General features: G+C 64.2%; 26 protein-coding genes. 20 read left to right on the top strand and 6 right to left on the bottom strand.

What is annotated here, in order from left to right:
- Positions 1–100 precede the first annotated feature (100 nt).
- The 10 genes from rpmB (at position 101) to dcd (ending at position 8,537) form a co-directional block, all read left to right on the top strand.
- The gene (rpmB, locus tag ACP5MM_RS05175) at positions 101–337 is read left to right on the top strand and encodes a 50S ribosomal protein L28 (protein ID WP_123104309.1); all 237 of its coding nucleotides are present in this window, start codon (positions 101–103) and stop codon (positions 335–337) included.
- A 10-nt stretch (positions 338–347) separates the two neighbouring features.
- Positions 348–503: a 50S ribosomal protein L33 gene (rpmG, locus tag ACP5MM_RS05170; RefSeq protein WP_123104307.1), complete on the top strand. Its 156-nt coding sequence runs from the start codon at positions 348–350 to the stop codon at positions 501–503.
- A 204-nt stretch (positions 504–707) separates the two neighbouring features.
- Positions 708–1,742, top strand: a complete 1,035-nt coding sequence (hrcA, locus tag ACP5MM_RS05165; protein ID WP_427934215.1) for a heat-inducible transcriptional repressor HrcA — start codon at positions 708–710, stop codon at positions 1,740–1,742.
- 70 nt (positions 1,743–1,812) lie between these two features.
- Positions 1,813–2,325 carry a nucleotide exchange factor GrpE gene (gene grpE / locus ACP5MM_RS05160; protein WP_427931228.1) on the top strand — a complete coding sequence of 171 codons (513 nt, stop codon included), beginning with the start codon at positions 1,813–1,815 and terminating at the stop codon, positions 2,323–2,325.
- Between the two features lie 71 nt (positions 2,326–2,396).
- Positions 2,397–4,292: a molecular chaperone DnaK gene (gene dnaK / locus ACP5MM_RS05155; RefSeq protein WP_427931230.1), complete on the top strand. Its 1,896-nt coding sequence runs from the start codon at positions 2,397–2,399 to the stop codon at positions 4,290–4,292.
- 182 nt (positions 4,293–4,474) lie between these two features.
- Positions 4,475–5,599, top strand: coding sequence for a molecular chaperone DnaJ (gene dnaJ / locus ACP5MM_RS05150; protein WP_427931232.1), 1,125 nt, complete (start codon positions 4,475–4,477; stop codon positions 5,597–5,599).
- 2 nt (positions 5,600–5,601) lie between these two features.
- Complete coding sequence (dapB, locus tag ACP5MM_RS05145) at positions 5,602–6,438, top strand: 4-hydroxy-tetrahydrodipicolinate reductase (protein ID WP_427931234.1); 837 nt, start codon at positions 5,602–5,604, stop codon at positions 6,436–6,438.
- 20 nt (positions 6,439–6,458) lie between these two features.
- Positions 6,459–6,773, top strand: coding sequence for an antibiotic biosynthesis monooxygenase family protein (locus tag ACP5MM_RS05140; protein ID WP_427931236.1), 315 nt, complete (start codon positions 6,459–6,461; stop codon positions 6,771–6,773).
- Between the two features lie 81 nt (positions 6,774–6,854).
- Complete coding sequence (gene apbC, locus ACP5MM_RS05135) at positions 6,855–7,943, top strand: iron-sulfur cluster carrier protein ApbC (RefSeq protein WP_427931238.1); 1,089 nt, start codon at positions 6,855–6,857, stop codon at positions 7,941–7,943.
- A 27-nt stretch (positions 7,944–7,970) separates the two neighbouring features.
- Positions 7,971–8,537, top strand: coding sequence for a dCTP deaminase (dcd, locus tag ACP5MM_RS05130; protein WP_427931240.1), 567 nt, complete (start codon positions 7,971–7,973; stop codon positions 8,535–8,537).
- A 6-nt stretch (positions 8,538–8,543) separates the two neighbouring features.
- Here the strand turns inward: dcd and dut are convergent, their stop codons facing one another.
- Together dut and coaBC are read right to left on the bottom strand one after the other, a co-directional pair.
- Positions 8,544–8,996, bottom strand: a complete 453-nt coding sequence (dut, locus tag ACP5MM_RS05125; RefSeq protein ID WP_427931242.1) for a dUTP diphosphatase — start codon at positions 8,994–8,996, stop codon at positions 8,544–8,546.
- The gene (gene coaBC / locus ACP5MM_RS05120; protein ID WP_427934213.1) at positions 8,993–10,258 is read right to left on the bottom strand and encodes a bifunctional phosphopantothenoylcysteine decarboxylase/phosphopantothenate--cysteine ligase CoaBC; all 1,266 of its coding nucleotides are present in this window, start codon (positions 10,256–10,258) and stop codon (positions 8,993–8,995) included. The genes dut and coaBC overlap by 4 nt, the downstream gene beginning before the upstream one ends.
- A 30-nt stretch (positions 10,259–10,288) precedes the next feature.
- Between coaBC and radC the strand changes: the two genes are divergently transcribed.
- From radC to ACP5MM_RS05070, 10 genes are all read left to right on the top strand, one after another.
- Positions 10,289–10,966 carry a RadC family protein gene (radC, locus tag ACP5MM_RS05115; protein ID WP_427934212.1) on the top strand — a complete coding sequence of 226 codons (678 nt, stop codon included), beginning with the start codon at positions 10,289–10,291 and terminating at the stop codon, positions 10,964–10,966.
- Positions 10,963–11,325 (top strand): diacylglycerol kinase, encoded by a 363-nt coding sequence (locus ACP5MM_RS05110; protein ID WP_427931247.1) that lies wholly within the window; start codon positions 10,963–10,965, stop codon positions 11,323–11,325. The genes radC and ACP5MM_RS05110 overlap by 4 nt, the downstream gene beginning before the upstream one ends.
- A 4-nt stretch (positions 11,326–11,329) precedes the next feature.
- On the top strand, positions 11,330–12,073 hold the full coding sequence (locus tag ACP5MM_RS05105; protein ID WP_427931249.1) for a phosphatase PAP2 family protein: 744 nt from the start codon (positions 11,330–11,332) through the stop codon (positions 12,071–12,073).
- A 66-nt stretch (positions 12,074–12,139) separates the two neighbouring features.
- Positions 12,140–12,496, top strand: a complete 357-nt coding sequence (locus ACP5MM_RS05100; RefSeq protein ID WP_427934211.1) for a hypothetical protein — start codon at positions 12,140–12,142, stop codon at positions 12,494–12,496.
- A 33-nt stretch (positions 12,497–12,529) separates the two neighbouring features.
- Complete coding sequence (locus ACP5MM_RS05095; RefSeq protein WP_427931253.1) at positions 12,530–12,889, top strand: YtxH domain-containing protein; 360 nt, start codon at positions 12,530–12,532, stop codon at positions 12,887–12,889.
- A gap of 111 nt (positions 12,890–13,000) precedes the next feature.
- Positions 13,001–13,378 carry a DsrE/DsrF/DrsH-like family protein gene (locus ACP5MM_RS05090; protein WP_123104279.1) on the top strand — a complete coding sequence of 126 codons (378 nt, stop codon included), beginning with the start codon at positions 13,001–13,003 and terminating at the stop codon, positions 13,376–13,378.
- A gap of 3 nt (positions 13,379–13,381) precedes the next feature.
- Entirely contained in the window at positions 13,382–13,930 is a 549-nt protein-coding gene (locus ACP5MM_RS05085) for a hypoxanthine-guanine phosphoribosyltransferase (protein WP_427931254.1), read from the top strand.
- The gene (locus ACP5MM_RS05080; protein WP_427931256.1) at positions 13,930–14,748 is read left to right on the top strand and encodes an S-methyl-5'-thioinosine phosphorylase; all 819 of its coding nucleotides are present in this window, start codon (positions 13,930–13,932) and stop codon (positions 14,746–14,748) included. The genes ACP5MM_RS05085 and ACP5MM_RS05080 overlap by 1 nt, the downstream gene beginning before the upstream one ends.
- Before the next feature lie 61 nt (positions 14,749–14,809).
- The gene (locus ACP5MM_RS05075; protein WP_427934210.1) at positions 14,810–15,808 is read left to right on the top strand and encodes a phosphotransferase; all 999 of its coding nucleotides are present in this window, start codon (positions 14,810–14,812) and stop codon (positions 15,806–15,808) included.
- Between the two features lie 4 nt (positions 15,809–15,812).
- Complete coding sequence (locus ACP5MM_RS05070) at positions 15,813–16,565, top strand: HAD family hydrolase (protein WP_427934209.1); 753 nt, start codon at positions 15,813–15,815, stop codon at positions 16,563–16,565.
- A gap of 104 nt (positions 16,566–16,669) precedes the next feature.
- On the opposite strand, the gene gorA is transcribed toward ACP5MM_RS05070, so the two are convergent.
- From gorA to mfd, 4 genes are all read right to left on the bottom strand, one after another.
- On the bottom strand, positions 16,670–18,019 hold the full coding sequence (gorA, locus tag ACP5MM_RS05065; RefSeq protein ID WP_427931262.1) for a glutathione-disulfide reductase: 1,350 nt from the start codon (positions 18,017–18,019) through the stop codon (positions 16,670–16,672).
- 79 nt (positions 18,020–18,098) lie between these two features.
- On the bottom strand, positions 18,099–18,842 hold the full coding sequence (locus tag ACP5MM_RS05060) for a glutathione peroxidase (RefSeq protein ID WP_427931264.1): 744 nt from the start codon (positions 18,840–18,842) through the stop codon (positions 18,099–18,101).
- Positions 18,843–19,023: 181 nt separating this feature from the next.
- The gene (serB, locus tag ACP5MM_RS05055; RefSeq protein WP_427934208.1) at positions 19,024–20,139 is read right to left on the bottom strand and encodes a phosphoserine phosphatase SerB; all 1,116 of its coding nucleotides are present in this window, start codon (positions 20,137–20,139) and stop codon (positions 19,024–19,026) included.
- Complete coding sequence (mfd, locus tag ACP5MM_RS05050; protein ID WP_427931267.1) at positions 20,136–23,588, bottom strand: transcription-repair coupling factor; 3,453 nt, start codon at positions 23,586–23,588, stop codon at positions 20,136–20,138. The genes serB and mfd overlap by 4 nt, the downstream gene beginning before the upstream one ends.
- Positions 23,589–23,627: the final 39 nt, after the last annotated feature.

Below are 23,627 nucleotides of genomic sequence, written 5' to 3'. Positions count from 1 at the left end.
ATGACGCTGGCCCGGCCCGCGCCAAGGGGATAAAAACCGCGCTTGGCGAAAGCCCCCTGGCTGTGGTATAAAGTGCCCCTTTTTCAGGGGGGATCATCCCATGTCCAGAGTATGTTGCGTAACGGGCAAGAAGCCCATGGCCGGGAACAATGTCTCCCATGCCAACAACAAGACGCGCCGCCGTTTCCTGCCCAACCTGCAGTACCACCGCTTCTGGGTGGAAAGCGAAAACCGCTGGGTGCGTTTGCGGGTGAGCACCAAGGCGATTCGCACCATTGACAAGAAAGGCATCGACGTGGTCCTCGCGGATCTGCGTGCCGCCGGCGAGAAGGTCTGAGGAGACTGCCATGCGTGACAAGATCAAGCTCGTGTCGACGGCCGGCACCGGTCACTTCTACACGACCACCAAAAACAAGAAGACCAAGCCCGAAAAGCTGGAAATGAAAAAATTCGACCCCAAGGTGCGCAAGCATGTGATGTATCGGGAAGACAAAATCAAGTAAGGCTTCCCGGGCTTGCAGGGTCGGGCCGATCCTGCCTGACCTCTGACGGTTCGCCTGTCCGCGGGCGCCACGCCCCTGGCTTTTTCTCCCCGTCCTGTCATCAGCCGCTTTGCGTGCCGCGCGTTTTTTGCTAAATTACTAGCACTCTCCATTAAGGAGTGCTAGAGGCAGGCGGGCAAAGCCAATGCGGGAGATCTTTTGAAAATGTCCACAGCCATGGACGCACGCGCGCGTCACCTACTGAAGGCCTTGGTGGAAAGCTATATCGCCGACGGCCAGCCGGTAGGGAGCCGCCAGTTGGCGCGCGATGCCGGCCTGAACGTGAGTGCCGCGACGGTGCGCAACGTGATGGCGGATCTGGAAGACGAGGGCTATCTCTGCGCCCCGCACACCTCGGCCGGACGGGTTCCCACTGACCTGGGATATCGTTTTTTCATTGATGCCCTGCTCCATCTGGTGCCGCTTTCCCCTGCATCCAGCCAACTCCTCCTGCGCCGCATCGGCGCCCACGCGCCGGATGCGGATCAGGTGCTCCACGCGGCTACCGTCGTGCTTTCCGAGCTGACCCACATGGCCGGCTTTGTCCGCGTCCCCCGGCGGGCCATGCGGATCCTGCGCCATGTCGATTTCATCGCCGTGCGCGAACGCCAGATCCTCGCCATTCTCGTCACCGACAAGGGCGAGGTGGAGAACCGTCTGATCCACACCGATCGCCCCATGGGTGCCGGAGAACTGGTGCAGGCCGCGAATTTTTTCAATGCCACCTTCACGGGCAAACCCCTCCACGAAGTCACCCAGAGCCTGCACCGGGAATTGCGCCAGTCGCGCCACGAAATGGACCTCATTTTGCGCAGTGCCATGGAACTGGGGGAGGACATGCTGGAGATGGATCAGCAACGCATGCTCATCGAGGGGGAGTTCCAGCTTCTGGATCTGCCCGATCTGGCGGGGGGCGAGCGCCTGCGCGAGCTGCTGGAGGCCGTGCATCGCAAACGCGACCTGGTGAATCTGCTCGATGCCAGCATGCTTGGCAGCGGCGTGCGTATCTTTGTGGGGAACGAATCGGGCTTTGCGCCGTTGGCCGGCTGCAGCCTGGTGACGGCGCCCTACGTCCTGGATGGCGAGGTGGCCGGCGTCCTCGGGGTGATCGGCCCCATGCGCATGCCCTATCAGGATATCATCCCGCTGGTGGACAACACCGCCCGGCTGCTCGGCCACGCCCTGTCGCTGCCTTCCTGAGCAGCTTGAAAAGCGCGATGGGCTTCCCCATATCTGCAAAGACTTGAAACGGCGAGGTGGATGAAATCTTATGAACGAAGAAGAGAAACCAGGCGCAGAGAGTTCCGAACCCGTCCCGGAGGCGGTGGTATCCTGGGAAGAGAAGGCCCAGCAGAACTGGGAGGCCTATTTGCGGGCCGTGGCGGATGCGGACAATCAACGCAAGCGCTATGAAAAGCAGATTGAAGACGCCCACAAATATGCCGTGGATCGTTTTGCCCGCGAGCTTCTCCCCGTCGTCGATAGCCTGGAAATGGCCCTGGAAAGTCCCGTCGAAGGGATGGACGCGGTAGCGCAATTGCGGCAGGGCGTGGAAAACACGCTGAAACTCCTGCTGCAGGCCTTGGCAAAGGCCGGCATCGCCCCCATTGAAGTGGGCGAGGGACGTTTCGACCCGCACCTGCATCAGGCCATCGCCATGGTGGAGGGGCAGGGCGAGGCCAATCGGATATTGGCGGTGCATCAAAAGGGCTATTTGATGAATGATCGCCTGCTGCGACCGTCCATGGTGTCGGTCTCCAAGGCGGCCAAATCCCCCGAATGAAGGCTGCCGAAGGCATGGCCGGCGATTGAATACAGGCATCGACTCTTTAGGATACGCATAGGAGCAATGATATGGGCAAGGTAATCGGTATCGATTTGGGCACCACGAATTCCTGCGTTGCGGTAATGGAAGGCGACAAGGTCAAGGTGGTGGAGAATAGCGAAGGCAAGCGCACGACGCCGTCCATCGTCGCCTTTACCGAAGAGGGCGAAGTGCTGGTGGGCGAGGCGGCCAAGCGCCAGGCGGTGACCAATCCGGAAAACACGGTTTATGAGGTCAAGCGCCTGATCGGCCGTAAATATGACGACGCCGAAGTGCAAAAGGATCTCAAGCACGTGCCTTATTCCATCGTCAAGGCCGACAACGGCGATGCCTGGGTGGAGGTGCGCGGCAAGCGCTACTCTCCGCAGCAGATCTCTGCGTACATCCTGCAGAAAATGAAGAAGACCGCCGAGGACTATCTGGGCGAGACCGTGACGGAAGCGGTCATTACCGTGCCGGCCTATTTCAACGACGCCCAGCGTCAGGCCACCAAGGATGCCGGACGCATCGCGGGCCTGGATGTGAAGCGCATCATCAACGAGCCCACGGCCGCCGCCCTGGCCTTTGGCGAAGACAAAAAGCCCGGCGACAGCAAGATCTCCGTCTATGACCTGGGGGGCGGCACCTTCGACATCTCCATCATCGAAATCGCCGAAATGGAGGGGGAGCACCAGTTCGAGGTGCTGTCCACCAACGGTGACACCTTCCTGGGTGGTGGCGACTTCGACAGCCGGGTCATCAACTATTTGGCCGATGAATTCAAGAAAGACGCCGGCATCGACCTGCGTTCCGACCGACTGGCCATGCAGCGCCTCAAGGAAGCCGCGGAAAAGGCCAAGATCGAGCTGTCCTCCGCGCAGCAGACCGATGTCAACCTGCCCTTCATCACCGCCGACCAGTCGGGGCCCAAGCACCTCAACATGAAGCTGACCCGGGCCAAGCTGGAGTCCCTGGTGGAGGACCTGATCGATCGCAGCATGGCGCCCTGCCGGGTGGCCATCAAGGACGCCAATCTCTCCACCAGTCAGATCACCGATGTGATCCTGGTGGGCGGCCAGACCCGCATGCCCAAGGTGCAGGAACGGGTCAAGGATTTCTTCGGCCAGGAGCCGCGTAAGGACGTGAATCCCGACGAGGCCGTGGCCATCGGCGCGGCCATTCAGGGGGCGGTGCTCTCGGGAGTGAAGAAGGACGTATTGCTCATGGACGTTACGCCCCTGTCTCTGGGCATCGAGACCCTGGGCGGCGTGATGACCAAGCTCATCGAGAAGAACACCACCATTCCCACCCGCAAGTCGCAGATCTTCTCCACGGCGGAGGACAATCAGTCGGCGGTGACGGTCCACGTGCTCCAGGGGGAGCGCGAATTGGCCCGGGACAACAAGTCCCTGGCCCGCTTCGATCTGGCGGATATCCCTCCCGCTCCCCGCGGCATGCCGCAGATCGAGGTGACCTTCGACATTGACGCCAACGGCATCCTGCATGTCTCGGCGAAGGACAACCAGACCGGCAAGGAGCAGTCCATCAAGATCACCGCCAGTTCCGGCCTCTCGGAAGCGGAGATCCAGCGCATGATTCAGGAGGCCGAGGCCCACGCCGCCGATGACAAAAAGGCCCGTGAGCTCATCGAGGCGCGCAACGAGGCCGACGCCAGCGTCCATGGCGCGCGCAAGGCCCTGGAGGAGCACGGCAGCGCCGCCGAGGCCGACAAGGCCAAGGTCAGCGAGGCCATGGCCGGGGTGGAGGAGGCCGCCAAGGGCGAGGATGTCGCCGCCATCAAGGGTGCCGTGGCGGCGCTCATGGCGGCCATGCAGGGTTTCCTGGAACATGCCGCCAGCCAGGCCCAGACGGAGCCCTCCGGGGGGCAGCAAGGCAAGGCGGACGATGTCGTCGAAGCGGAGTTCGAGGAAGTCGACAAGAAGTAATTTTCCGGGTCGATGCCAGGGGGCAGGATCGCGAATCCCGCCCCCTCGCTTGTTTGGTCCTAACGATAGTTGGCAGAGCTGTTTTGCGGCGACCTCGGCCTGAGCCGTAGCACCACGGACGAGGGCCGGCGGAGCAAAAAATAGCTCTGCCAACTGCCGAATCAAGGGTATATGGAATAACGATGGCGAAAAGGGATTATTACGAAATTCTGGAAATCACCCGCACGGCCGGCGATGAGGAGATCAAAAAATCCTACCGGCGCCTGGCCATGCGTTACCATCCCGATCGCAATAACGGGGATGCCGAGGCGGAGGAGCGGTTCAAGGAGATCAGCGAGGCCTACGAAGTGCTGTCCGATGCGGAAAAGCGTCAGGCCTATGATCAGTTTGGTCATGCGGGCGTAGGGGCGGGCGGTGGCGGGGGTGGTGCCGGATTTTCCGGCTTTGGCGGCTTTGGCGATGTCTTTGGCGATCTTTTCGAGCAGGCCTTTGGCCGGGGTTTTGGCGGCCAGCAAGCGGCTCGCGGCACGGACCTGCGCTATGATCTGGACCTGACCCTGGAAGAGGCCGCCGTGGGCAAGGAGGTCACCATCCAGATTCCCGGTTCCGCGCTCTGTGAGGTCTGCCATGGCAGCGGCGCTGCGCCGGGGAGCAGTTCGGAGACCTGCGCGACCTGCGGCGGCCGGGGCCAGGTGCGGATGATGCAGGGCTTTTTTTCGGTGACGCGGACCTGTCCCACCTGTGGTGGCAGCGGCAAGGTCGTGACCAATCCCTGCTCGGCCTGTCAGGGGCATGGGCGGGTGCGCAAGATGCGCGAGTTGGTGGTGAAGGTCCCCGCCGGCGTGGACACCGGCGATCGGATCCGCCTCAGCGGCGAAGGCGATGCGGGTGAACGGGGCGCGCCGGCCGGAGATCTCTACATTCAAATACGGGTCAAGCCCCACCCCCTCTTCGAGCGCGAAGGGGATGACCTGCACTGCGAAGTGCCGGTGAGCTTTGCCAAGGTGGCCCTGGGAGGGGAGATGGAGGTGCCCACCCTGACGGGACGGGCGAAGGTGCAGATCGCGCCAGGCACCCAGTCCGGCAACGTCTTCCGCCTCCGCGGCAAGGGCATCAAGGGGGTGCGCAGCAAGGTGGCCGGCGACCTGTACTGCCGGATTGCCGTCGAGGTGCCGGTAAAGCTTTCGGCGCGGCAGAAGGAGCTCCTGGAGGAGTTTGAGCAGGACGCCGGCAATGCCGAGCAGCATCCCCAGCAGCATCGCTGGTGGGACAAGGTCAAGGACTTCGTCGAGCGGATGGGTTTCTAGCCATGGGACAACTGCGCGTCGGCGTAACGGCGGTGGCCGGAAGGATGGGGCGCAGCCTGGTACAGGCCATTGCCGCCAGCGCGGACTTGACCCTGGCAGCGGCCATCGGCCGCCCCGGCGCCCCTTATCTGGGCCAGGATGCGGGGCAGTGGGCGGGTGCCGGTGCCCTGGGAGTGGCCATGAGCGAGGATCTGGCAGGGGCGTTGCCGAACCTGGATGTGCTCATCGAGTTTGGTCCCGTGGCTGCGGCCCTGGATCATGGCGCGGCCTGCGCCCGCCAGGGAATCCCCTTGGTCCTTGGCAGCACCGGCTTTACCGCCGCGGAGATGGCGACGGTGCAGGGCTGGGCGCAGCGGATACCGGTGGTGGCGGCGCCCAACATGAGTGTGGGGGTGAATGTGCTCCTGGCCTTCCTGCCGCAGATCGCGGCGGCCCTGGGGCCGGACTATGACGTCGAGATCGTCGAGGCCCATCATCGCCACAAGCTGGACGCCCCTTCGGGAACGGCGCTGGCCTTGGGCAAGGCGGTGGCGGCAGGGCGCGGAGTGGATTTGAGTGATGTGGCCTGCCTGGACCGCAACGGCGTGCCGGGACCGCGGGTGGCGGGCAGCATCGGTTTCGCCACGCTGCGCGCCGCCGATGTGGTGGGTGAACATACGGTCTGGCTCGCCGGAGCCGGCGAACGGCTGGAACTGACCCACCGTGCCGCCAGCCGCCTCAATTTCGCTGCCGGCGCCCTGCGTGCCGCCCGCTGGCTCCATGGCCGGCCGGCGGGTTTTTATGACATGCAGGACGTTCTTGGATTAAAAGCCTTTGCTGAAATACAATCACCCCGATGACCTCGGATCAGGAGAAATCCATGCACTATGTCGTTGCCAATCGTGTACCCGTGCTTCCCGCGTTTCGTGAACAGTTCGAGGAGCGCTTCCGCAATCGCGTCGGCCAGGCGGAGAAACAACCGGGTTTTGTGCGCATGGAGATCCTGCGCCCGGAGGATCCCGAGGGTTATTATGTCGTCCTGACCCACTGGGAGAGCAAGGATGCCTTCAACCAATGGGTGGGGAGTGACGATTTCAAGGCCGCCCACCGCAACCCCATGCCCGCGGAGGCCTTCCGGGGTCCTGGTGCCCTGGAGCGCCATGAAGTGATCATCAGCGCGGAAGCAGCGCAGTAATTGGATGGAGTGGGCGGCCATGGCCGCCATCACCAGTCGTTTGAAGCGGCCGCCGCCGGCGGCGAGGATGCAGAAAAGACCATGACGGACATCACGCAGGAGCAGGTAGAGACCTCGCTGCGCTCCATTCAGGACCCGTATCTGGGCAAGGACCTGGTGAGCGCTGGGGTGGTGAAGGGCATCAGCATGACCGGTGCCGGGACGAGTGTGGCCCTGGAACTGCCCTATCCTTCTCTGGGCGTGGCACCCGGTTTGGCTGCGGCGGTGGCCGCCCATCTCCAGGCGGATCTGCATCTCCATGCCGAGGTGAAGGTGAGCCACCGCATCCGCGCCCATCAGGTGCAACGCGGCGTCAAGCTCATGGAAGGCATCAAGAATGTCATTGCCGTGGCCTCCGGCAAGGGCGGCGTCGGCAAGTCCACCACCGCGGTGAATCTGGCCCTGGCGCTGGCCCGGGAAGGGGCGGCGGTGGGCATGCTGGATGCCGACATTTATGGGCCGAGCCAGCCGCGCATGCTCGGCCTTGCGGGCAAGCCCACCAGCAAGGACGGCAAGAAGATGGAGCCCTTGGAGGGCCATGGCATCAAGGCCATGTCCATCGGCTTTCTCATTGATGAGGAAACCCCCATGGTCTGGCGCGGCCCCATGGTGATGCAGGCCCTGGAGCAGTTGCTGGGGGACACTCGCTGGGGCGAACTGGATTATCTGGTGGTGGACCTGCCCCCGGGCACCGGCGACACCCAGTTGACCCTGGCGCAGAAGGTGCCGGTCTCCGGCGCGGTCATTGTCACCACGCCCCAGGACATCGCCCTGCTGGACGCCCGCAAGGGTCTCAAGATGTTCGAAAAGGTGGGCGTTCCCATCCTCGGCATCATCGAAAACATGAGTTTTTACATCTGCCCCAAATGTGGCAACGAGGACGACATCTTCGGCCATGGGGGCGGTGCGGCCATGGCCGAGCAGTATGGGGTGGATTTCCTCGGGGCGGTGCCCCTGGATCGCCACATCCGCGACGAAGCCGACAACGGCGCGCCGACGGTGGTGGCCCAGCCCGATTCCAAGCTGGCCAAGATCTATCTGGAGCTGGCCCGGCATACTGCCGCCCGGGTGGCCCTCCAGGCCGTGGACCACAGCCACAAGTTCCCTAACATCGTCGTCCAGAACCGCTAGGTCGCCAGCGTCAGAGGTTCCTCCGCTATGAGCATCAAATCCGATCACTGGATCCGCCGCATGGCGGAGGAGCATGGCATGATCGAGCCCTTCTCCCCCCATCAGATCCGTACCGTGGAGGGGCACCCGGTCATTTCCTACGGACTCTCGTCCTATGGTTACGACATCCGCTGCGCCGGCGAATTCAAGGTCTTCACCAACGTTCGCAGCGCCATCGTGGACCCCAAGAACTTCAGCGAAGATTCCTTTGTGGATTTTACCGGCGACACCTGCATCATCCCCCCCAACTCCTTCGCCCTGGCGCGCACGGTGGAATACTTCCGCATTCCCCGCAATGTCCTCACCATCTGCCTGGGCAAATCCACCTATGCCCGCTGCGGCATCATCGTCAACGTGACGCCCTTCGAGCCCGAGTGGGAGGGCTATGTCACCCTGGAGTTTTCCAACACCACCACGCTGCCCGCCAAGATCTACGCCAATGAAGGCGTGGCCCAGGTCATCTTCCTGGAGTCCGACGAACCCTGTGCCGTCTCCTACGCCGATCGTGGCGGGAAATATCAGGGGCAGAGCGGAGTGACCCTGCCCAAGGCCTGAGGGTCGTTACCGGCTGCCCGTGCTGCCAAAGCCGCCGTCACCGCGGGCCGTCGGCGTGAAGTCCGCCACGATCTCCAGGTGGGGACGCAATACCGGCACCAGAATGAGCTGGGCGATGCGCTCGCCTGGTTCGATATGCAGCTTCTCGCCGCTGCGGTTCCATAGGGAGACCTTGAGGGGGCCTTGGTAATCGGAGTCGATCAAGCCCACGAGGTTGCCCAGCACCAGACCGCGATGGCCCAGTCCCGAGCGCGGCAGGAGCAGCGCGGTGACGCCGCTGTCGCCGATGTGCATGGCAAACCCCGCCGATACCAGCTCCGCCTGCCCCGGCATGAGCGGGAGGGGCGCATCGAGGCAGGCGCGCAGGTCCATGCCGGCGGCCCCTGCGGAGGCGTAATGGGGGAGGGGCCATTCCCGGCCGAGGCGGGGGTCGAGGATGCGGATGGCAAGGCTTTTCATGGGCTTTCGCTGGTCTCGCTGAAGGAAGGGGGGCTATGCCGCAGCAACGGGGTGAGGGCACGGACCAGACGGCGGGCGAGGGTGAGTTTGTCGCCGCTGCCCAGATCCGTCATCTGCCCGCCGTAGAGCAGGTGCAGATGATTGGCCGCGGCGCCCATGCCCATCCTGCCGTCGCCGATGTCGTTGACGATGATCATATCCACCCCCTTGGCCCGGGCCTTGGCCGCGGCTTGGGCCAGATGGTCATGGGTTTGGGCGGCGAAGCCGATGACCCAGCGGGGGCGGCGCGGGTGCCGGGCCATGGCGGCGACGATATCGGGGTTTTCCGTCAGGGGGAGGGGGTTGGGCAAGCTGCCTTTGTCCATTTTCTGCGGGCTGCGCTGCGCCGGGCGGTGATCGGCCACGGCGGCGTTGGCGATCAGGACCTCCACGCCGTTCTTCATCACTTGCAGGCAGGCGGCCTGCATCTCCTCTGCGGAAACGACGTCCTGGCGGATTACGCCCGCTGGCGTGGCCTCGTGGCTGGGCCCGGCCACCAGCGTCACCAGGGCCCCCGCTTCGGCCAAGGCCTGGGCAATGGCGAAACCCTGCTTGCCGCTGGCGCGGTTGCTGATGCCCCGGGCCGGGTCCAAGGCCTCCCAGGTGGGGCCGGCGGTAATGAGGACGGGCAGGCCCGGCAGGGTTTTTTCCGCCAGGGCCAGGCGCAGCTCGGCGACGATGCGCGCGGGGTCCAGCATGCGCCCCTCCCCCTCTTCGCCGCAGGCCAGGCTGCCCGACTCGGGCCCGAAAAATTGCGCCCCGTCGCTGCGCAGCGTGGCACAGTTGCGCCGGGTGGCGGGGTGCTCCCACATCTGCACGTTCATGGCCGGGGCCAGGAAAAGCGGAGCACGGCTGGCGAGGACGAGGGTGCCGAGGAGGTCGTCGGCCAGGCCCTGGGCCAGGCGGGCCAGGCCGTGGGCGGTGATGGGCGCCAGCAGGCAGGCATCGGCCCAGCGCGCCAGGCGGATGTGATCCATGGCCGCCTCTTCCGCGGCGGCAAAGAGTGCCGTGCGTACCGGCTGGCCGCTGACGGCCTGGAGAGTGAGGGGGGTGACGAATGCCGCGGCGGCCGCGCTCAGCACCACCCGCACCTCGGCGCCCGCAGCGCGCAGGGCGCGCACGAGTTCGGGGCTCTTGTAGGCAGCGACGCTCCCGCTCACGCCAAGCAGAATCCGTTTGCCAGCGAGGGGGTCCGTCGTGTTGAATACGCCATTATCCATCATAATCCTTAGTGTAAGGGAAGGGGGGAGCGTATGGCTATTACGGATTGGCCGCGGGACGAACGGCCACGGGAGAGGCTTCTGCAGTCCGGTGCGGCCAGCCTCTCCGATGCGGAGCTGCTGGCGATTTTTTTGCGTGTCGGCCTGCCCGGCAAAAGCGCGGTTGATCTGGCGCGGGAACTCCTGCAAGCCTTTGGCGGCGTGCGCGGCCTGCTGACCACGGCACACAAAAATTTTTGCGCCCATAAGGGCCTGGGCGACGCCAAATATGCCCAGTTGCAGGCAGTCCTGGAGTTGGGGCGGCGGCATCTGGCCGAGGACTGGAAGCGTGGGGAGCCGCTGGATTCGCCGACGGTGGTGCGGCGCTACCTGGCGGCGGCCTTGCGCGACCAGCGCCGCGAGGTCTTTGCCGTGATTTTCCTCGACAACCGCCATCGTGTGTTGCGTTTCGAGGAGATGTTCTGGGGCACCATCGACAGCGCCGCCGTGCATCCGCGCGAAGTGGTCCGCCGCGCCCTGGAGATCAATGCGGCGGCGCTGATCCTGGCCCATAACCATCCCTCCGGCATCGCCGAGCCCAGTGCCGCGGATCTCGCCCTGACCAGGCGCATCGAGGCCGCCCTGGGTCTTTTGGATCTGCGCTTGCTGGATCACTTCATTGTCGGCGATGGGGACCCCGTTTCCCTCAAGGAACAGGGCGGCTGGTCATGAAAAACGCCCCCCTGTGGCGGCGCGCCCTCTATGCCTCCCGCGGCCTGCGCAGCGCATTGCGGAATGAGGCGAGTTTTCGCACGGAGATCATGGCCGTCCTGCTCGGACTGTTGTTCCTGGCCTGGTTGCAGCCACCCTTGATCTGGTGGGCGCTGGTCCTGGTCCTGATGGCCCTCATCCTCGCGGTAGAGCTGCTCAATAGCGCCGTAGAGGCCTTGGCCGATCTGCTGGAGCCCGATTTCCATCCCCTCATCGCCCGCGCCAAGGATAGCGGCGCGGCGGCCGTTCTGGTGCTCAGCCTGACTGCCGTCGCCATAGCGCTTATGCTCTTGTGGCGCCATTTCCAGGGAGCCGGCTAGGGTCATGAAGGGGCCGCAGCGACTGGAATTCCTGGCCTTGCTGGCCTTGGGTCTGGGCCTGGGAGGACTGCTCTGGCTCTGGCTGGGGCGGATCATTGCCATGGATCTGGCCTCCCTGGGGACGCTGGATGTCCGCCTGGAGCAGTCCTTGCGCGGTCAATGGAGCCCTGCCGCCTGGCTGCTTTGGCAAAACCTTTCCCGCTTCGGCGGGGTGACGATCCTGCCCTGGGTGGTGGCCCTGGTGAGCGCGGGATTTTTTGCCGGACGGCGCTTTTTCGAGGGGCTGCTGTTGAGCCTCGGAGCGGCGACCCTCGCCCTTCTGGTCGAAGTGATGAAAATCGCGGTGGACCGGCCCCGTCCGCCCCTCGGCCTGGCCCTGGGCACGCCGGCCTTTCCCAGCGGCCACAGCAGCCTTGCCCTGCTGGTATATGGCTTGATCGCCCTTCTCCTGCAGCGGCAGCTAGCCAGCCGCTGGCTGCGCAGCGCTGTCTTCCTGTGCCTGGGAGCGCTGATTCTGGGCATTTCCTGGAGCCGCCTCGGCCTGGGCGTCCACTGGTTGAGCGATGTGCTGGGGGGCTGGGTGCTGGCCGCGCTGTGGCTGTTCCTGCTGTGGCTCGCCTGGCGCGCGTACCGCCGGCGCTACCCGCCGCCCGTGCTGACGCCCCGGCAGCGTTTGTGGGCTAATGGCGCCGTTCTCCTACTGACGGGCCTGTGGCTGGCCATCCTCCTGCAGGCCTTCGGGTCATGAGCCGATGGCCGATTTTACGTAGTCCATAGACTGTGCCTATACTTACGCAAGCAGTCCTGGAGATGGATGATGAGTGTGACGGCGGCCTTGACCATCATTGCGATCGTAATGATCCTTTTGTTGCTTATCGTGGCGGTAACTGCCGCGGTGCTGGTGCGCACCTCCCTGCGGCTGGAGCGGCTCCTGGCGCGGGCCGAGCAGGACGTGGGGCCGCTGATTTTCGATATCAAGGTGGCCCTGGCGGACATTAGGCGCATGACCCAAAGCGGCCGGGTACAGATGCAGCGAGTGGATTATACCCTCAAATACCTGAGCGATGCCGTGCTGGACGCCTCCGATGCCGTGCTCAGGCCCGTGCAGGAACTGCGCACCTGGTATCGCGCCATCGGCACGGGGCTTCGTTATTTTTTGCGCCGCCGTTAGGCGTTCCTATCGGTATACAGTCAGGAGAAATCAATGAAAAGCGCGGAAGGTTTTCTCGTTGGGGTGTTGGTGGGCGCGGTAGGGGCCCTTTTGCTGGCGCCCGCCAGCGGCGCGGAAACGCGGCAGGAGTTGCGCCGCGCCATGGACAAGGGGCGCGACCGGCTCAAGGATCTGGAAATGGCGGCGGAGGAGCGCATGGGGGTGCTGCTGGATGAAATCCAGGAAAAAACCGCGCGCCTGATGGACGCCGGCGGCGAGTTGATGGAATCCAAGCGCGACGACCTCCTGGAGGCCATCCAGGTGGCCAAGCGCGCCCTCGCCGAGGAGCGCGAGATCTTCCTGCGGGCGACCCGGGCCCGGCGCGCGGCCGAGATCGCCGAAGAGGATCTCTGACTCTGTGATGCTTTTTATGGATCAATCAATCATTTCATGGTGCGGGCGGGACGAGAGCCCACTATGATGACAGCCCCGAACTGGTAAGACCGAATTTTCAAGGAGAATGGTATGGCGGATAAATTGTTGATGGTCATGGTGAACACGGATCCCTCCAACCCCCAGGAACTGGGTGCACCGTTTTTCCAGGCCACCGTGGCGGCTGCCATGGATTTCGAGGTGGAGGTCGTGCTGACGGCCCGTGCCGGCGAGCTGGCCAAGAAGGGTGTGGCCGAGAAGATGTTCGTGATGCCCGGCAGTCCCAAGAGCGTCTATGACTTCATCAAGGACGCCCACGAGGCCGGAGTGAAGTTCTTTGTGTGTACCCCGACCCTGGAGTTGTGGAATTGCACCAAGGAAGACCTCATTCCCGAGATCGAAGACGTGGTCGGCGGCGCTTATGTCATCGAGCAGGCCATGGACGACGACGTGGTCACCTTTACCTACTAAGTCATGACTCCCACCCATCTGGGGCCCGCTGAGCGGTTGTTTGGCGTGGAGGAAGTGGAGGCGGCCATCCAGGGGATGGCCGTTGCCATAAACAGGGATCTGGAACCCCTGACTCCCCATCGTCCGGTACTGGTCCTGTCCGTGCTCAATGGGGCGATGGTGGTGACGGGGCAGATTTTGCCGCACCTGCATTTCCCCCTCCTGCTGGACTCGGTGCAGGTCAGCCGCTACGGCGCGGAGATCGCCGGAGGGGCGCTGCAATGGCGCCTGCATCCCCGGGAGAACATGCAGGGGGCGGTGGTGCTTTTGCTGGATGACATCCTCGATGAAGGGGTGACCCTCAAGGCCCTGCAGGAATATTGCCGGCACGAGGGCGCGGCGGCGGTGCATACCGCGGTCATGGTGCGCAAGCAGCGGCCACGCAGTGTCGATGTGCAGGTGGATTATGTGGCCCTGGATGTGCCGGATCGTTTCGTTTTCGGCTACGGCCTGGATGCCCGTGGCCTGGGCCGTAACGCCCCGGGGATATTTGCGCTGCCGGAGGACGTCTGATGGGTAGTGTCGGCATTATCGGCGGTAGCGGCCTGACCCGGCTGAAAAATCTGCAGGTGCTGGACCGGCGCGTGGTGCGGACGCCCTTTGGCGAAGCGTCCGGGCCCCTGACTTTCGGGCGGATGGGGGGGCAGGACGTGGTTTTTATCGCCCGCCATGGGTACGGCCATACCATCCCCCCCCACCGGGTCAATTATCGGGCCAATATCTGGGCGCTGCACCATGTGGGGGTAACCCATGTGATCGCCGTGGCGGCGGTGGGGGGGATTACTCCGCGGATGGCGACGGGGGCCCTGTGCATTCCCGACCAACTCATCGATTACACCCATGGCCGTCCCGGCACCTATTTCGAGGGCGGCGAAAGCATGGTGGTCCATATCGACTTTTCCGAACCCTACTGCGCCCATCTCCGCGGCCGTCTTCTGGCGGGGGTGGCGGCGGCGGGTGAGCTGGCCGTGGATGGCGGCACCTATGCCGCTACCCAGGGGCCGCGCCTGGAGACCGCCGCGGAGATCCGCCGCATCGAGGGCGACGGGGGAGACATCGTGGGGATGACCGGCGCCCCCGAGGCGGTGCTGGCGCGGGAAATCGGCTTGTGCTACGCCCCCCTGGCCCTGGTGGTGAATCCCGCCGCGGGCAAGTCGGCGGCGCCCATCACCCTGGAGGCCATCGAGGCGGTCATGCATGACGGCATGGGGCGGGTGCGCCATGTGCTGGAGGCCACGGTGCCCCTGGTGGCCGATTGCCCCGTCTGCAACTGCGCCACCTCCGTGGGACCGGAGGCCATCAAGGCCTTCCACGGCCGGCACCAATCCTGACGGCGCGGCGGTCTCCGTCCACCGTCCCTGATCCCCATGCGCTTGATGGGCGGTCCGGGTGATGAGGTACCTGGGACGGCTCAGCACCAGTGATCCCTTGCATGCCTACCTGCAGGGCTCCATTTTTCCGCAAATCACCCATATCCATGGCCATGCCGAATTTCGCGTATTCCAGTTCCCCGCCTCCAACGAGGTCTATCTCTATGAGGAGGCGAAAACGCATCAGCGGGTGATTGGCAAATTTTACAGCCAACAGGGGAAGGATCCGGCGCTATTGTGGCCGCGTGCCGAAAACGAGTTTCATCATCTCGAATATATCCGGTCCATCGGTTTTACCGGCAGCCCTCATGCGGTACCCAGGGCATTGGGCTGCAATCAGGGCATCAACAATATCCTGGTGGAGACTTTTTCTCCGGGCCGCTCCCTTTCCGCGGTGATCGAACAGAGCATCCGTGACCATCAGCCGGACATGCTCTTCGCCAAGCTCACGGCGCTGGCCTATTTTTTGGCGAAAATGCACAATTTGACGGCGCGGCGGGAACGGGTGAACTTTGCCGGGCATGAGGCTTATTTTGCCAAGATCATCGCCCGCTTGCTGCGTCGCAGCCGCATCAGCGCGGCGCAGGCCCGGACCTTTCATCATGATTATGAGGGCTGGCGGCAGGAGGGGGCGATGTGGTCCGACTGTGCAGTGATGGTGCATGGCGATGCCACGCCGTCGAATTTCCTGTTCGGCGCCGGGCTGGCGGTCACCGCCATCGACCTGGAGCGCATGCATCCTGCCGATCGGGCTTATGATCTGGGCATGGTCGCCGGAGAATTGCAGCATTTTTTTCTGCGGCACACCCACCGGAAGGATCTGGCGGAGCCCTTTATCGGTCATTTTCTCTGGGAATACGCCTGTCATTTCCCGGATCGTCACGCGGCCTTTGCCGCCATCACTCAGCGCATCCCTTTTTATATGGGGTTGACCCTGCTCCGGATTGCGCGCAATTCCTGGCTGGATTGGCACTATAGCCAGGCGCTGGTGCATGAGGCCCATAAAACCCTGCGGAGGTAGCATCATGGCTATAGAAGCAGTCTATTTCGATCTCTATGGTACGCTGATCAATATCGAAACCAATGAGGATATGGAGGAGATCTATCGCGCCATTGCCCATTACCTGACCTTTCATGGCGTTACGCTGAATCGTGGCGAACTGCGTGATCGCTATTATGCGATCATGAAGGAGATGAAACGAGATTCACCGGAGAAATATCCGGAGATAGATGTGGCCGCGATCTGGGCGGTGCTGCTGGCGCAGGAAAACAGCAAGCCGGCCAAGCACCGGGCCGAGCTGGCGCAGGCCCTTGCGCAACTGTACCGCGCCATTTCCCGTACCAGATTGCAGCGTTATGACGGGGTAAAAAGGACCCTCAGGGAATTGCAGCAAACCTACCGCTTGGGGATCATTTCCGATGCGCAGCCCTGTTTCGCGTTGCCCGAAATGAAGACCATGAAAATCAAAAAGTATTTTTCCGTGCGGGTGATTTCCGGGGACTATGGTTTTCGTAAACCCGATCCCCGGCTCTTCGAATGGGCACTGGAGAAGCTGGACGTCCGGCCCCATGAGGCCATTTATGTGGGCAATGACATGTATCGGGATATTTACGGCGCGCAGCGGGCCGGCATGAAGACCATTTTTGTGGATTCCAACCAGGGGGCGAAGAGCTACAACGATACCGCCCCGGACTACTATGCGCGCGACCTTTTCCAGGTGCTGGAGGGCGTGGCCTTTCTGGCCGAGCAGGGACGGGCGGCCGCAGATCAGGGGTAGGGGGTTGCCAACGGCCGTGTCAACGTAAAACAACGATCCCGCTGTCTACGCCCAAAATAGGAGGAGCGGCCCATGGCCGCTCCGGGTTGCTTGCGGCGCCGCCCTCAGCGCATGGTCACCAGTTCTTCGGCGCTGGTGGGGTGGATGGCGATGGTGTCGTCGAAGTCCTGCTTGGTGGCCCCCATGCGCAGGGCGACGGCGAAGCCCTGGAGCATTTCGTCGGCGCCCTCGCCAATGACGTGCAGTCCGACAATTTTTTCCTCCCGCCCCACGGTGACCAGTTTCATGGCGGTTTTTCCCGGGTCGGCGGAAAAGGCGTGGAGCATGGGCGTGAACTGGGTGCGGTAGATCTTGACGCCATCGTCACCATGGCGCTCCCGGGCCTGGTCCTCGGTCAGACCGATGGTGCCGATGGGGGGGTGGCTGAATACCACGGTGGGGATCAGGCCATAGTCGAGGTGGCGGTCGTTCATCCCGCCGAAGAGGCGGTCGGCCAGGCGGCGGCCGGCGGCGATGGCAACAGGGGTGAGGGCCGGCCGCGGGGTGACGTCGCCGATGGCATAGATACCCGGGACATTGGTGTTCTGGTAAGCGTCGGTGGGGATGTATGCGGCGCCATCCGTAAGCACGCCCGCTTTGGCCAAATCCAGCCCGCCGCTGTTGGGTTCGCGGCCGATGGCCCAGATGATGCTGTCCAGGCCGCTGAGGGCCTCGCCGTCGCTAAAGACCAGGGTCAGGCCCTGGGCATCTTTCCGGGCTGCGGTGACCTGGCGGCGGGTGAGCATGTTGACGCCCGAGCGGAGCATGGCGTCCATGAGCGCTTCGCGGAGCATGGGGTCGAAGCTGTCGAGAAAATGGCTGCGGCGCATGAGCAGGGAGACTTCGCTGCCCAGGCCTTTGAGCACCCCGGCGAGTTCCACGGCAATATAGCCGGCTCCCACTACGGCTACGCATTTCGGTTGCTGCTCCAAGGCAAAAAATCCGTCGGAGGTGATGCCCAATTCCGCACCGGGAACGGCGGGCACGATGGGGCGGCTGCCGGTGGCGATGACGATATGATCGGCGCTGTAGGTCTCGCCATGGACGGTGATGTGCCGGGCGTCGACAAATTGTCCGTGACCGTGGAGGAGTTCGACTCCGTTATCCATGAGCCCTATGCCGTAGCGCTCGTTGAGACGCTGGATATAGGCGTCGCGGACGGCTTTCAGCGCTGGCCACTGGAATGCGCCATGGAGGGGGCTGAAGCCGTATTCCGGGGCCATTTCCCCGCTGTGCTGAATGGCGGCGGCGTTCCAGAAGATCTTTTTGGGTACGCAACCGACATTGACGCAGGTGCCGCCCAGGGGGCCCGCCTCGATGACGGCGCACTTGGCCCCGTAACGGGCAGCCCGGTTGGCAGTGGCGATGCCGCCGCTGCCGCCGCCGATGGCGATGAGGTCGTAATGTCTGGACATGCTTTTCTCCTCGGAAAAGGCCACCGGACCCCCGGTTTTCCGGGGATTCGGTGAGCGCTGCTAGGCGGATGCCGGGGCCTTAGGCCAAGCCGAAATAACGGGCGAGATCGTCCGCCCCACCGATGTGCTTGCCGCCGATGAACACCTGCGGCACCGTGGAGCGCCCGGTGGTGGCGCGCAGGGTGCGGGAGGAAACCCCCGTCCCCTGGCCCGTCTTGATCTCCTCGAAGGCGATGCCCCGCTCCTTGAGCATGGCCTTGGCGCGGATGCAGTGGGGGCAGCCCTCGCGGGTGAAGATGGTGACGAACTCGGGCTCCTTCGCCTGGGGATTGATATAGTGGAGCATGGTGTCGGCGTCGGAGACCTCGAAGGGGTCGCCGGGCTTGTCGGGCTCGATGAACATCTTTTCGATGACGCCGTCCTTCACCAGCATGGAGTAGCGCCAGGAGCGCTTGCCGAAGCCGATGTCGGACTTGTCCACGAGCATCCCCATGCCGGCGGCGAAATCGCCGTTGCCGTCGGAAATGAAGCGCACATTCTCGGCATTTTGATCCTTGGCCCAAGCGTCCATGACGAAGGCATCGTTGACGGAAATGCAGAGGACCTGATCTACGCCATTGGCCTGGAACACCGGCCCCAGCTCATTGTACCGAGGGACGTGGCTGGAGGAACAGGTGGGGGTATAGGCGCCGGGGAGGGCAAAGACGACTACCGTCTTGCCTTGGAAAAGGTCGTCGGTACTGACATCCTTCCATTGGCTGCCTTCCCGGGTTTTGAAGGTGACTTGGGGAACGCGTTGGCCTTCCCGATTGCTGTGTTCCATAAAGACTCCTTGCGCAGTAGTGACGGATTGAGCTGCGACTGCTTGCCAGTCCCGGGCTCGGGCCCGGCCGACGGTTTGATGGATATCCCGACGGGCTGAAGAGGATATTAGACCAACTAAAAATATAAATCAAGTCTAAATATCTGCTCACGGGATCCGTCCGTCCGGCGACTGCTACCTCTCAGGCCGGTGTCAGGCTGAGGATGGCCAGAACGGCATCCAGGCCGCCATGGCGGATCTGGAAGTCCGCCTGGGAACGGACCACCGGCTTGGCGTGGTAGGCGATGCCGGCGCCGGCGAGATGGATCATGGCAAGGTCGTTGGCGCCGTCGCCCATGGCGATGCAGTGGCTGGGATCGGTGTCGAGGCCTTGGGCCAGGGCTTGCAGGATCTGCGCCTTGGCGGGCGCGTCGATGATTTCTCCCAGGACATTGCCGGTAAGCTGGCCGCCGCTGATCTCCAAGGTGTTGCCGAAGGCGTAGTCCAGGCCCAGAAGGTCCTGGAGATGGCGGGTAAAATGGGTGAATCCGCCCGATACCACCCCCACTTCAATCCCGTGGTGATGAAGGCCCTGCACCAACTCGCGAGCGCCGGGGTTGAGTTGCAGGCGGTGGGCGATGACGTCGTCCAGGGCGCTGACGGGGGTGCCGGCCAGCAGGCGCACCCGTTCCTGCAGGGAAGTCCGGAAATCCAGCTCGCCTTCCATGGAGCGCTCGGTGATGGCGGCCACCTGGCGCTTGAGGCCGAGATGGTCGGCCAGTTCGTCAATGCATTCGATGGCGATGAGGGTGGAGTCCATGTCCGCGAGGAGGAGGCGAAAATGCCCCGCAGGCCAGATCGGAGTGAGGGCGGCGTCCACGGCCAGACCCTCCAGGGCCTCCTGAAGTTGATGATTGTGCAAGGAGAGGCGGTTTTCGGGGCCGTGCAGGGTCAGGATGAGCAACGCGCCCTGCGCCGCCTCCACCCGTCCGGGCATCAGGCCCTGCAGGTGGAGGGCGGCCAAGGCCCGGCGCAGGGCTTCGGGGGCGTTTTGCCCCTGCAGGACCAGGCGCCGGGCCACGGGCTGGGCGCTGCTGGCCCAGGTGACCTGGCGGTTTTGGGTGGCGGCCTGACGGGAAAGCTCCTGGAGAAAGGGCATGATCTCGCCCTCGGGCAAGGGAAGCGCCCAGGTTTGCAGCCACCACCCCCAGATGGCCTGGTGGGACTCCAATTGCGTGACCAGTTGGCCGGCGCTTGCCGGCAAGGGCATGGGCCCCTGCTCCGTAGGACTGAGGATGGCGATGCGGGTGGTGGTCATGACGGTACTCCCAGTTCGTCCAAGAGGTGAATGAGGGTTTGGCAGCGGGCCTCGCCATCGGGCAGGTCGCGGCGCAGGCGCAGGCGCGATTCGCCTTCGAGCCGGTATTCCTGGCTGCGTTGCTGGATCAGGGTGATGATCTTTTCCGGAGAGACGCGCGTTTGGGCACCGAACTGCAAGCGCGCACCAGCGGGGCCGGCGTCGATCTTTTCCACCCCCAGATGCTGGGCGGCCAGGCGGAGGCGGGACTGGCAGAGCAGGGTGCGCGCTGCCGCCGGCAAGGGACCGAAGCGATCCACCATTTCGACCATGATCTCGCTGATGGCGTCATCGCTGGCGGTGTCGGAGATCCGCTTGTAAAACTGCAGGCGCAGATGGATGTCGGGGAGGTAATCGGCGGGTATGAGGGTCGGGGTGTTGAGGTGGATCTCCGGGCCGATGGCGCGCCTTTCACTGAGGCTGTGCGGGTCGCGCCCGGCACGGATGGCCGCCACGGCATCGTTCAGCAGCTCCATGTAGAGTGTGAAACCCACTTCGTCAATATGGCCGCTTTGCTGGTCTCCCAGCAGTTCGCCCGCACCGCGGATCTCCAGGTCGTGGCTGGCCAGGGCAAAGCCGACCCCCAGGTCTTCCAGCGACTGGATGGCCTCCAGGCGGCGCTGCGCATCGCTGGTCATGGCGCGTGGTTCAGGGGTGAAGAGGTAGGCGTAGGCGCGCTGGTGCGAACGGCCCACCCGGCCGCGCAACTGGTGGAGTTGGGCGAGGCCGAACTTGTCGGCGCGGTCGATGAGGATGGTGTTGGCGTGGGGATTGTCGATGCCCGATTCGATGATGGTGGTGCAGAGCAGGATGTCAAAGCGCTGGTGATAAAAATCCAGCATCACCGCTTCCAGCTCGCTTCCGGGCATTTGTCCATGGGCGACGCGCAGACGGGCTTCGGGCAGGAGCCGGCGCAGGGTGGCGGCGAGGCGCTCGATGCTCTGTACCTCGTTGTGAAGAAAGTAGACCTGACCTCCCCGGAGCAGTTCGCGCTGACAGGCCTCCACCACGACTGCGTCGTCCCAGGTCTGGACAAAGGTGCGGACGGGCTGGCGGCGCTGGGGCGGGGTGCTGATGATGGACATATCCCGCAGGCCGGCCATGGAGAGGTTCAGGGTGCGGGGAATGGGCGTGGCGGTGAGGGTGAGGATGTCCACCTCGGCCCGCAGGGCCTTGATCTGTTCCTTCTGGCGAACGCCGAAGCGATGCTCTTCATCCAGGATCAGCAGGCCCAGATCGTGGAAGCGGACATCCTTCTGCAGGATGCGGTGAGTACCAATGAGGATATGCACGGCCCCGCTCGCCGCGGCGGCGAGGATGGCCTTTTGCTCACGGCCGTTCTGGAAGCGCGACAGGACCTCGATGCGCAGGGGCAATCCGGCGAAGCGATCCAGGAAGGTCTCGTAATGCTGCTGGGCGAGGAGCGTGGTGGGCACCAGCAAGGCGACCTGGGCGCCGCCATGGACAGCGATGAAGGCCGCGCGCAGGGCCACTTCGGTCTTGCCGAAACCCACATCCCCGCAGACCAGCCGGTCCATGGGATGGGGGGAGGTCATGTCGGCGATGACGGCGTCGATGGCGGCCTGCTGGTCGAGGGTTTCCTCGAAGGGGAAACGGGAGACGAAGTCCCAGTAGGCATCGTCGGGAGGAGGGAAGCGGCGCCCCTGACGGGCGGCGCGACGGGCGTAGATGTCCAGCAGTTCCGCAGCGGCGTCAACGGCCTTTTGCCGGGCCTTGGCCTTGGCCTTGTCCCATTGGTGGCTGCCGAGTTTGGAAAGGGCCGGGTCGCTGGCGCCGTTGCCCACATAGCGGCCGATGCGGTCGAGATGGTCGGCGGGAACATAGACGAGATCGCCGCCGGCGTATTCCAGCACCACGTATTCGTTGACATCCCCCTGGCCGGCGAAGGGGGTGGCCATGCCCTGAAAGCGGCCGATGCCATATTCTTCGTGGGTGACGTAATCGCCGGCATGGAGATCGCCCAGGTCGCGCACCAGGGATTCGATGCTGCGGTGCCGCGTCGTCTCGCTGCGCCGTTGCTGAAAGACCCGGTCGCCGAAGATCTGGGCCTCGGAAATCAGGGCCAGACTGACGTTGCTCCCCTCCTTGAGCAGCAGCCCCCGTTCCAGCGGGGCGACGGTGATGGCGAGCCGTTGCTCGCCCTGGAGGAAGCTTTGCCAGGAGTCCACCCGCTCCGGCAGCAAGCCCCCATGGCCCAGCCGCTCGGCCAGGGCCTCCTGGCGGCCGGGTGATTCCGCTGCCAGCAGGGCTCGTGCCTGGGCAGGCAAATGGCGCAGGAAGGTATCCAGGGACGCCAGGGGTTCTTCCCGCCCGGCGCGCAAGTCCGGCGGCGCGGCGGCAGGCAGGTCACGGCCGGAGCCGTTGCTATGGAGATGCACCAGGGCAAAGCTGGCCAGGGCGTCTTCCCACTCCTGAGGACTCAGGAGCAGTTCATCCGGGCGCAGGATGGGATGCGCCAGATCGTAGGCGCGTTCCTCGTGGCGTTCTTCCCAGTCCTGGCGCAGGGCCTGGGCCGCGGCCGTCAAGCCGTGGGGCAGAAGGAGGATGGTATCGGGAGGGAGGTGGTCGAGAAGGGTGCTGGTCTCGGCGAAGAACAGCGGCAGATAATTTTCGGCCCCGGCGGGGACTTGTCCGCGACTCGCGGCGCGATAGATTTCCGCCCGTTGCGGGTCGCCGGCAAAGCGCGCCCGAAAGCGGCCACGGAAATCCTGGATGGCGGCGGCGTCGACGGGGACCTCCCGGGCCGGCAGGAGGGCGACGCGTTCCACCCGCTGCAGGGTGAGCTGGGTTTCCGGGTCGAACTGGCGGATGGTTTCCACGGCGGCGTCGAAGAGTTCGATCCGATAGGGGAGGGGACTGCCGGTGGGGAACAGGTCGATGATCCCCCCCCGCCAGGCCAGTTCACCGGGCTCGGAGACCTCACTGACGGTGTGGTAACCCGCATCCACGAGGCGCTGCCGGAAGGATTCCGGCTCCAGGATATCGCCGGTGGCCAGGACAAAGGCATGGCGGTCCAGGAAGGCCCGCGGGGGCAGGCGCTGAAGGGCCGCCGCCAGGGGGGCAATGCATACCCCCTGGCCCAGTTGGGGCAGGGCGGCAAGGGTGGCCAGTCTTTGCGCGGTGGCGTCGGCAGGCGGCGCCAGACGATCATAGGGCAGGATCTCCCGGTCGGGGAAGACCAGCGGCGCCGGACGGCCCGGGGCAAAAAAGTGCCACTCGCGCCGCCATTCATCCAACTCACGGGCGCTGGGCGTGAGGATCAGGAGGGGGCGTCGCCAGGCCTGCGCCAACTCGGCGGCCAGCCAGCCCTCGGCGGCGGCAAAGACCCGGTTAAAGGATAGGGGAGCTCCGGGCTGTGGCGCGGGCCCTGGGGAAAACGCAGGCTTCAAGGAATCCGGTTCGCTGAACGAAAGAATGGCACAGTTTAC

The sequence above is a fragment of the Acidithiobacillus sp. genome (assembly GCF_049965315.1).
GTDB lineage: Bacteria > Pseudomonadota > Gammaproteobacteria > Acidithiobacillales > Acidithiobacillaceae > Acidithiobacillus_B.
The sequence above is the reverse complement of the archived record's forward strand: the minus strand, read 5'-3'. Positions and strand labels throughout refer to the sequence as shown.

What these genes read in the sequence shown, in the direction of transcription:
- ACP5MM_RS05140 (WP_427931236.1), top strand. Translation starts at nt 6,459, where the DNA reads ATGCACTATGTCGTTGCCAATCGTGTACCCGTGCTTCCCGCGTTTCGT.
- rpmG (WP_123104307.1), top strand. Translation starts at nt 348, where the DNA reads ATGCGTGACAAGATCAAGCTCGTGTCGACGGCCGGCACCGGTCACTTC.
- dnaJ (WP_427931232.1), top strand. Translation starts at nt 4,475, where the DNA reads ATGGCGAAAAGGGATTATTACGAAATTCTGGAAATCACCCGCACGGCC.
- ACP5MM_RS05100 (WP_427934211.1), top strand. Translation starts at nt 12,140, where the DNA reads ATGATGAGTGTGACGGCGGCCTTGACCATCATTGCGATCGTAATGATC.
- rpmB (WP_123104309.1), top strand. Translation starts at nt 101, where the DNA reads ATGTCCAGAGTATGTTGCGTAACGGGCAAGAAGCCCATGGCCGGGAAC.
- serB (WP_427934208.1), bottom strand. Translation starts at nt 20,139, where the DNA reads ATGACCACCACCCGCATCGCCATCCTCAGTCCTACGGAGCAGGGGCCC.
- coaBC (WP_427934213.1), bottom strand. Translation starts at nt 10,258, where the DNA reads ATGATGGATAATGGCGTATTCAACACGACGGACCCCCTCGCTGGCAAA.
- ACP5MM_RS05085 (WP_427931254.1), top strand. Translation starts at nt 13,382, where the DNA reads ATGACTCCCACCCATCTGGGGCCCGCTGAGCGGTTGTTTGGCGTGGAG.
- dut (WP_427931242.1), bottom strand. Translation starts at nt 8,996, where the DNA reads ATGAAAAGCCTTGCCATCCGCATCCTCGACCCCCGCCTCGGCCGGGAA.
- radC (WP_427934212.1), top strand. Translation starts at nt 10,289, where the DNA reads ATGGCTATTACGGATTGGCCGCGGGACGAACGGCCACGGGAGAGGCTT.
- ACP5MM_RS05090 (WP_123104279.1), top strand. Translation starts at nt 13,001, where the DNA reads ATGGCGGATAAATTGTTGATGGTCATGGTGAACACGGATCCCTCCAAC.
- grpE (WP_427931228.1), top strand. Translation starts at nt 1,813, where the DNA reads ATGAACGAAGAAGAGAAACCAGGCGCAGAGAGTTCCGAACCCGTCCCG.
- gorA (WP_427931262.1), bottom strand. Translation starts at nt 18,019, where the DNA reads ATGTCCAGACATTACGACCTCATCGCCATCGGCGGCGGCAGCGGCGGC.
- ACP5MM_RS05095 (WP_427931253.1), top strand. Translation starts at nt 12,530, where the DNA reads ATGAAAAGCGCGGAAGGTTTTCTCGTTGGGGTGTTGGTGGGCGCGGTA.
- hrcA (WP_427934215.1), top strand. Translation starts at nt 708, where the DNA reads ATGTCCACAGCCATGGACGCACGCGCGCGTCACCTACTGAAGGCCTTG.
- dapB (WP_427931234.1), top strand. Translation starts at nt 5,602, where the DNA reads ATGGGACAACTGCGCGTCGGCGTAACGGCGGTGGCCGGAAGGATGGGG.
- dcd (WP_427931240.1), top strand. Translation starts at nt 7,971, where the DNA reads ATGAGCATCAAATCCGATCACTGGATCCGCCGCATGGCGGAGGAGCAT.
- ACP5MM_RS05110 (WP_427931247.1), top strand. Translation starts at nt 10,963, where the DNA reads ATGAAAAACGCCCCCCTGTGGCGGCGCGCCCTCTATGCCTCCCGCGGC.
- ACP5MM_RS05105 (WP_427931249.1), top strand. Translation starts at nt 11,330, where the DNA reads ATGAAGGGGCCGCAGCGACTGGAATTCCTGGCCTTGCTGGCCTTGGGT.
- dnaK (WP_427931230.1), top strand. Translation starts at nt 2,397, where the DNA reads ATGGGCAAGGTAATCGGTATCGATTTGGGCACCACGAATTCCTGCGTT.
- ACP5MM_RS05070 (WP_427934209.1), top strand. Translation starts at nt 15,813, where the DNA reads ATGGCTATAGAAGCAGTCTATTTCGATCTCTATGGTACGCTGATCAAT.
- ACP5MM_RS05080 (WP_427931256.1), top strand. Translation starts at nt 13,930, where the DNA reads ATGGGTAGTGTCGGCATTATCGGCGGTAGCGGCCTGACCCGGCTGAAA.
- ACP5MM_RS05060 (WP_427931264.1), bottom strand. Translation starts at nt 18,842, where the DNA reads ATGGAACACAGCAATCGGGAAGGCCAACGCGTTCCCCAAGTCACCTTC.
- ACP5MM_RS05075 (WP_427934210.1), top strand. Translation starts at nt 14,810, where the DNA reads ATGAGGTACCTGGGACGGCTCAGCACCAGTGATCCCTTGCATGCCTAC.
- apbC (WP_427931238.1), top strand. Translation starts at nt 6,855, where the DNA reads ATGACGGACATCACGCAGGAGCAGGTAGAGACCTCGCTGCGCTCCATT.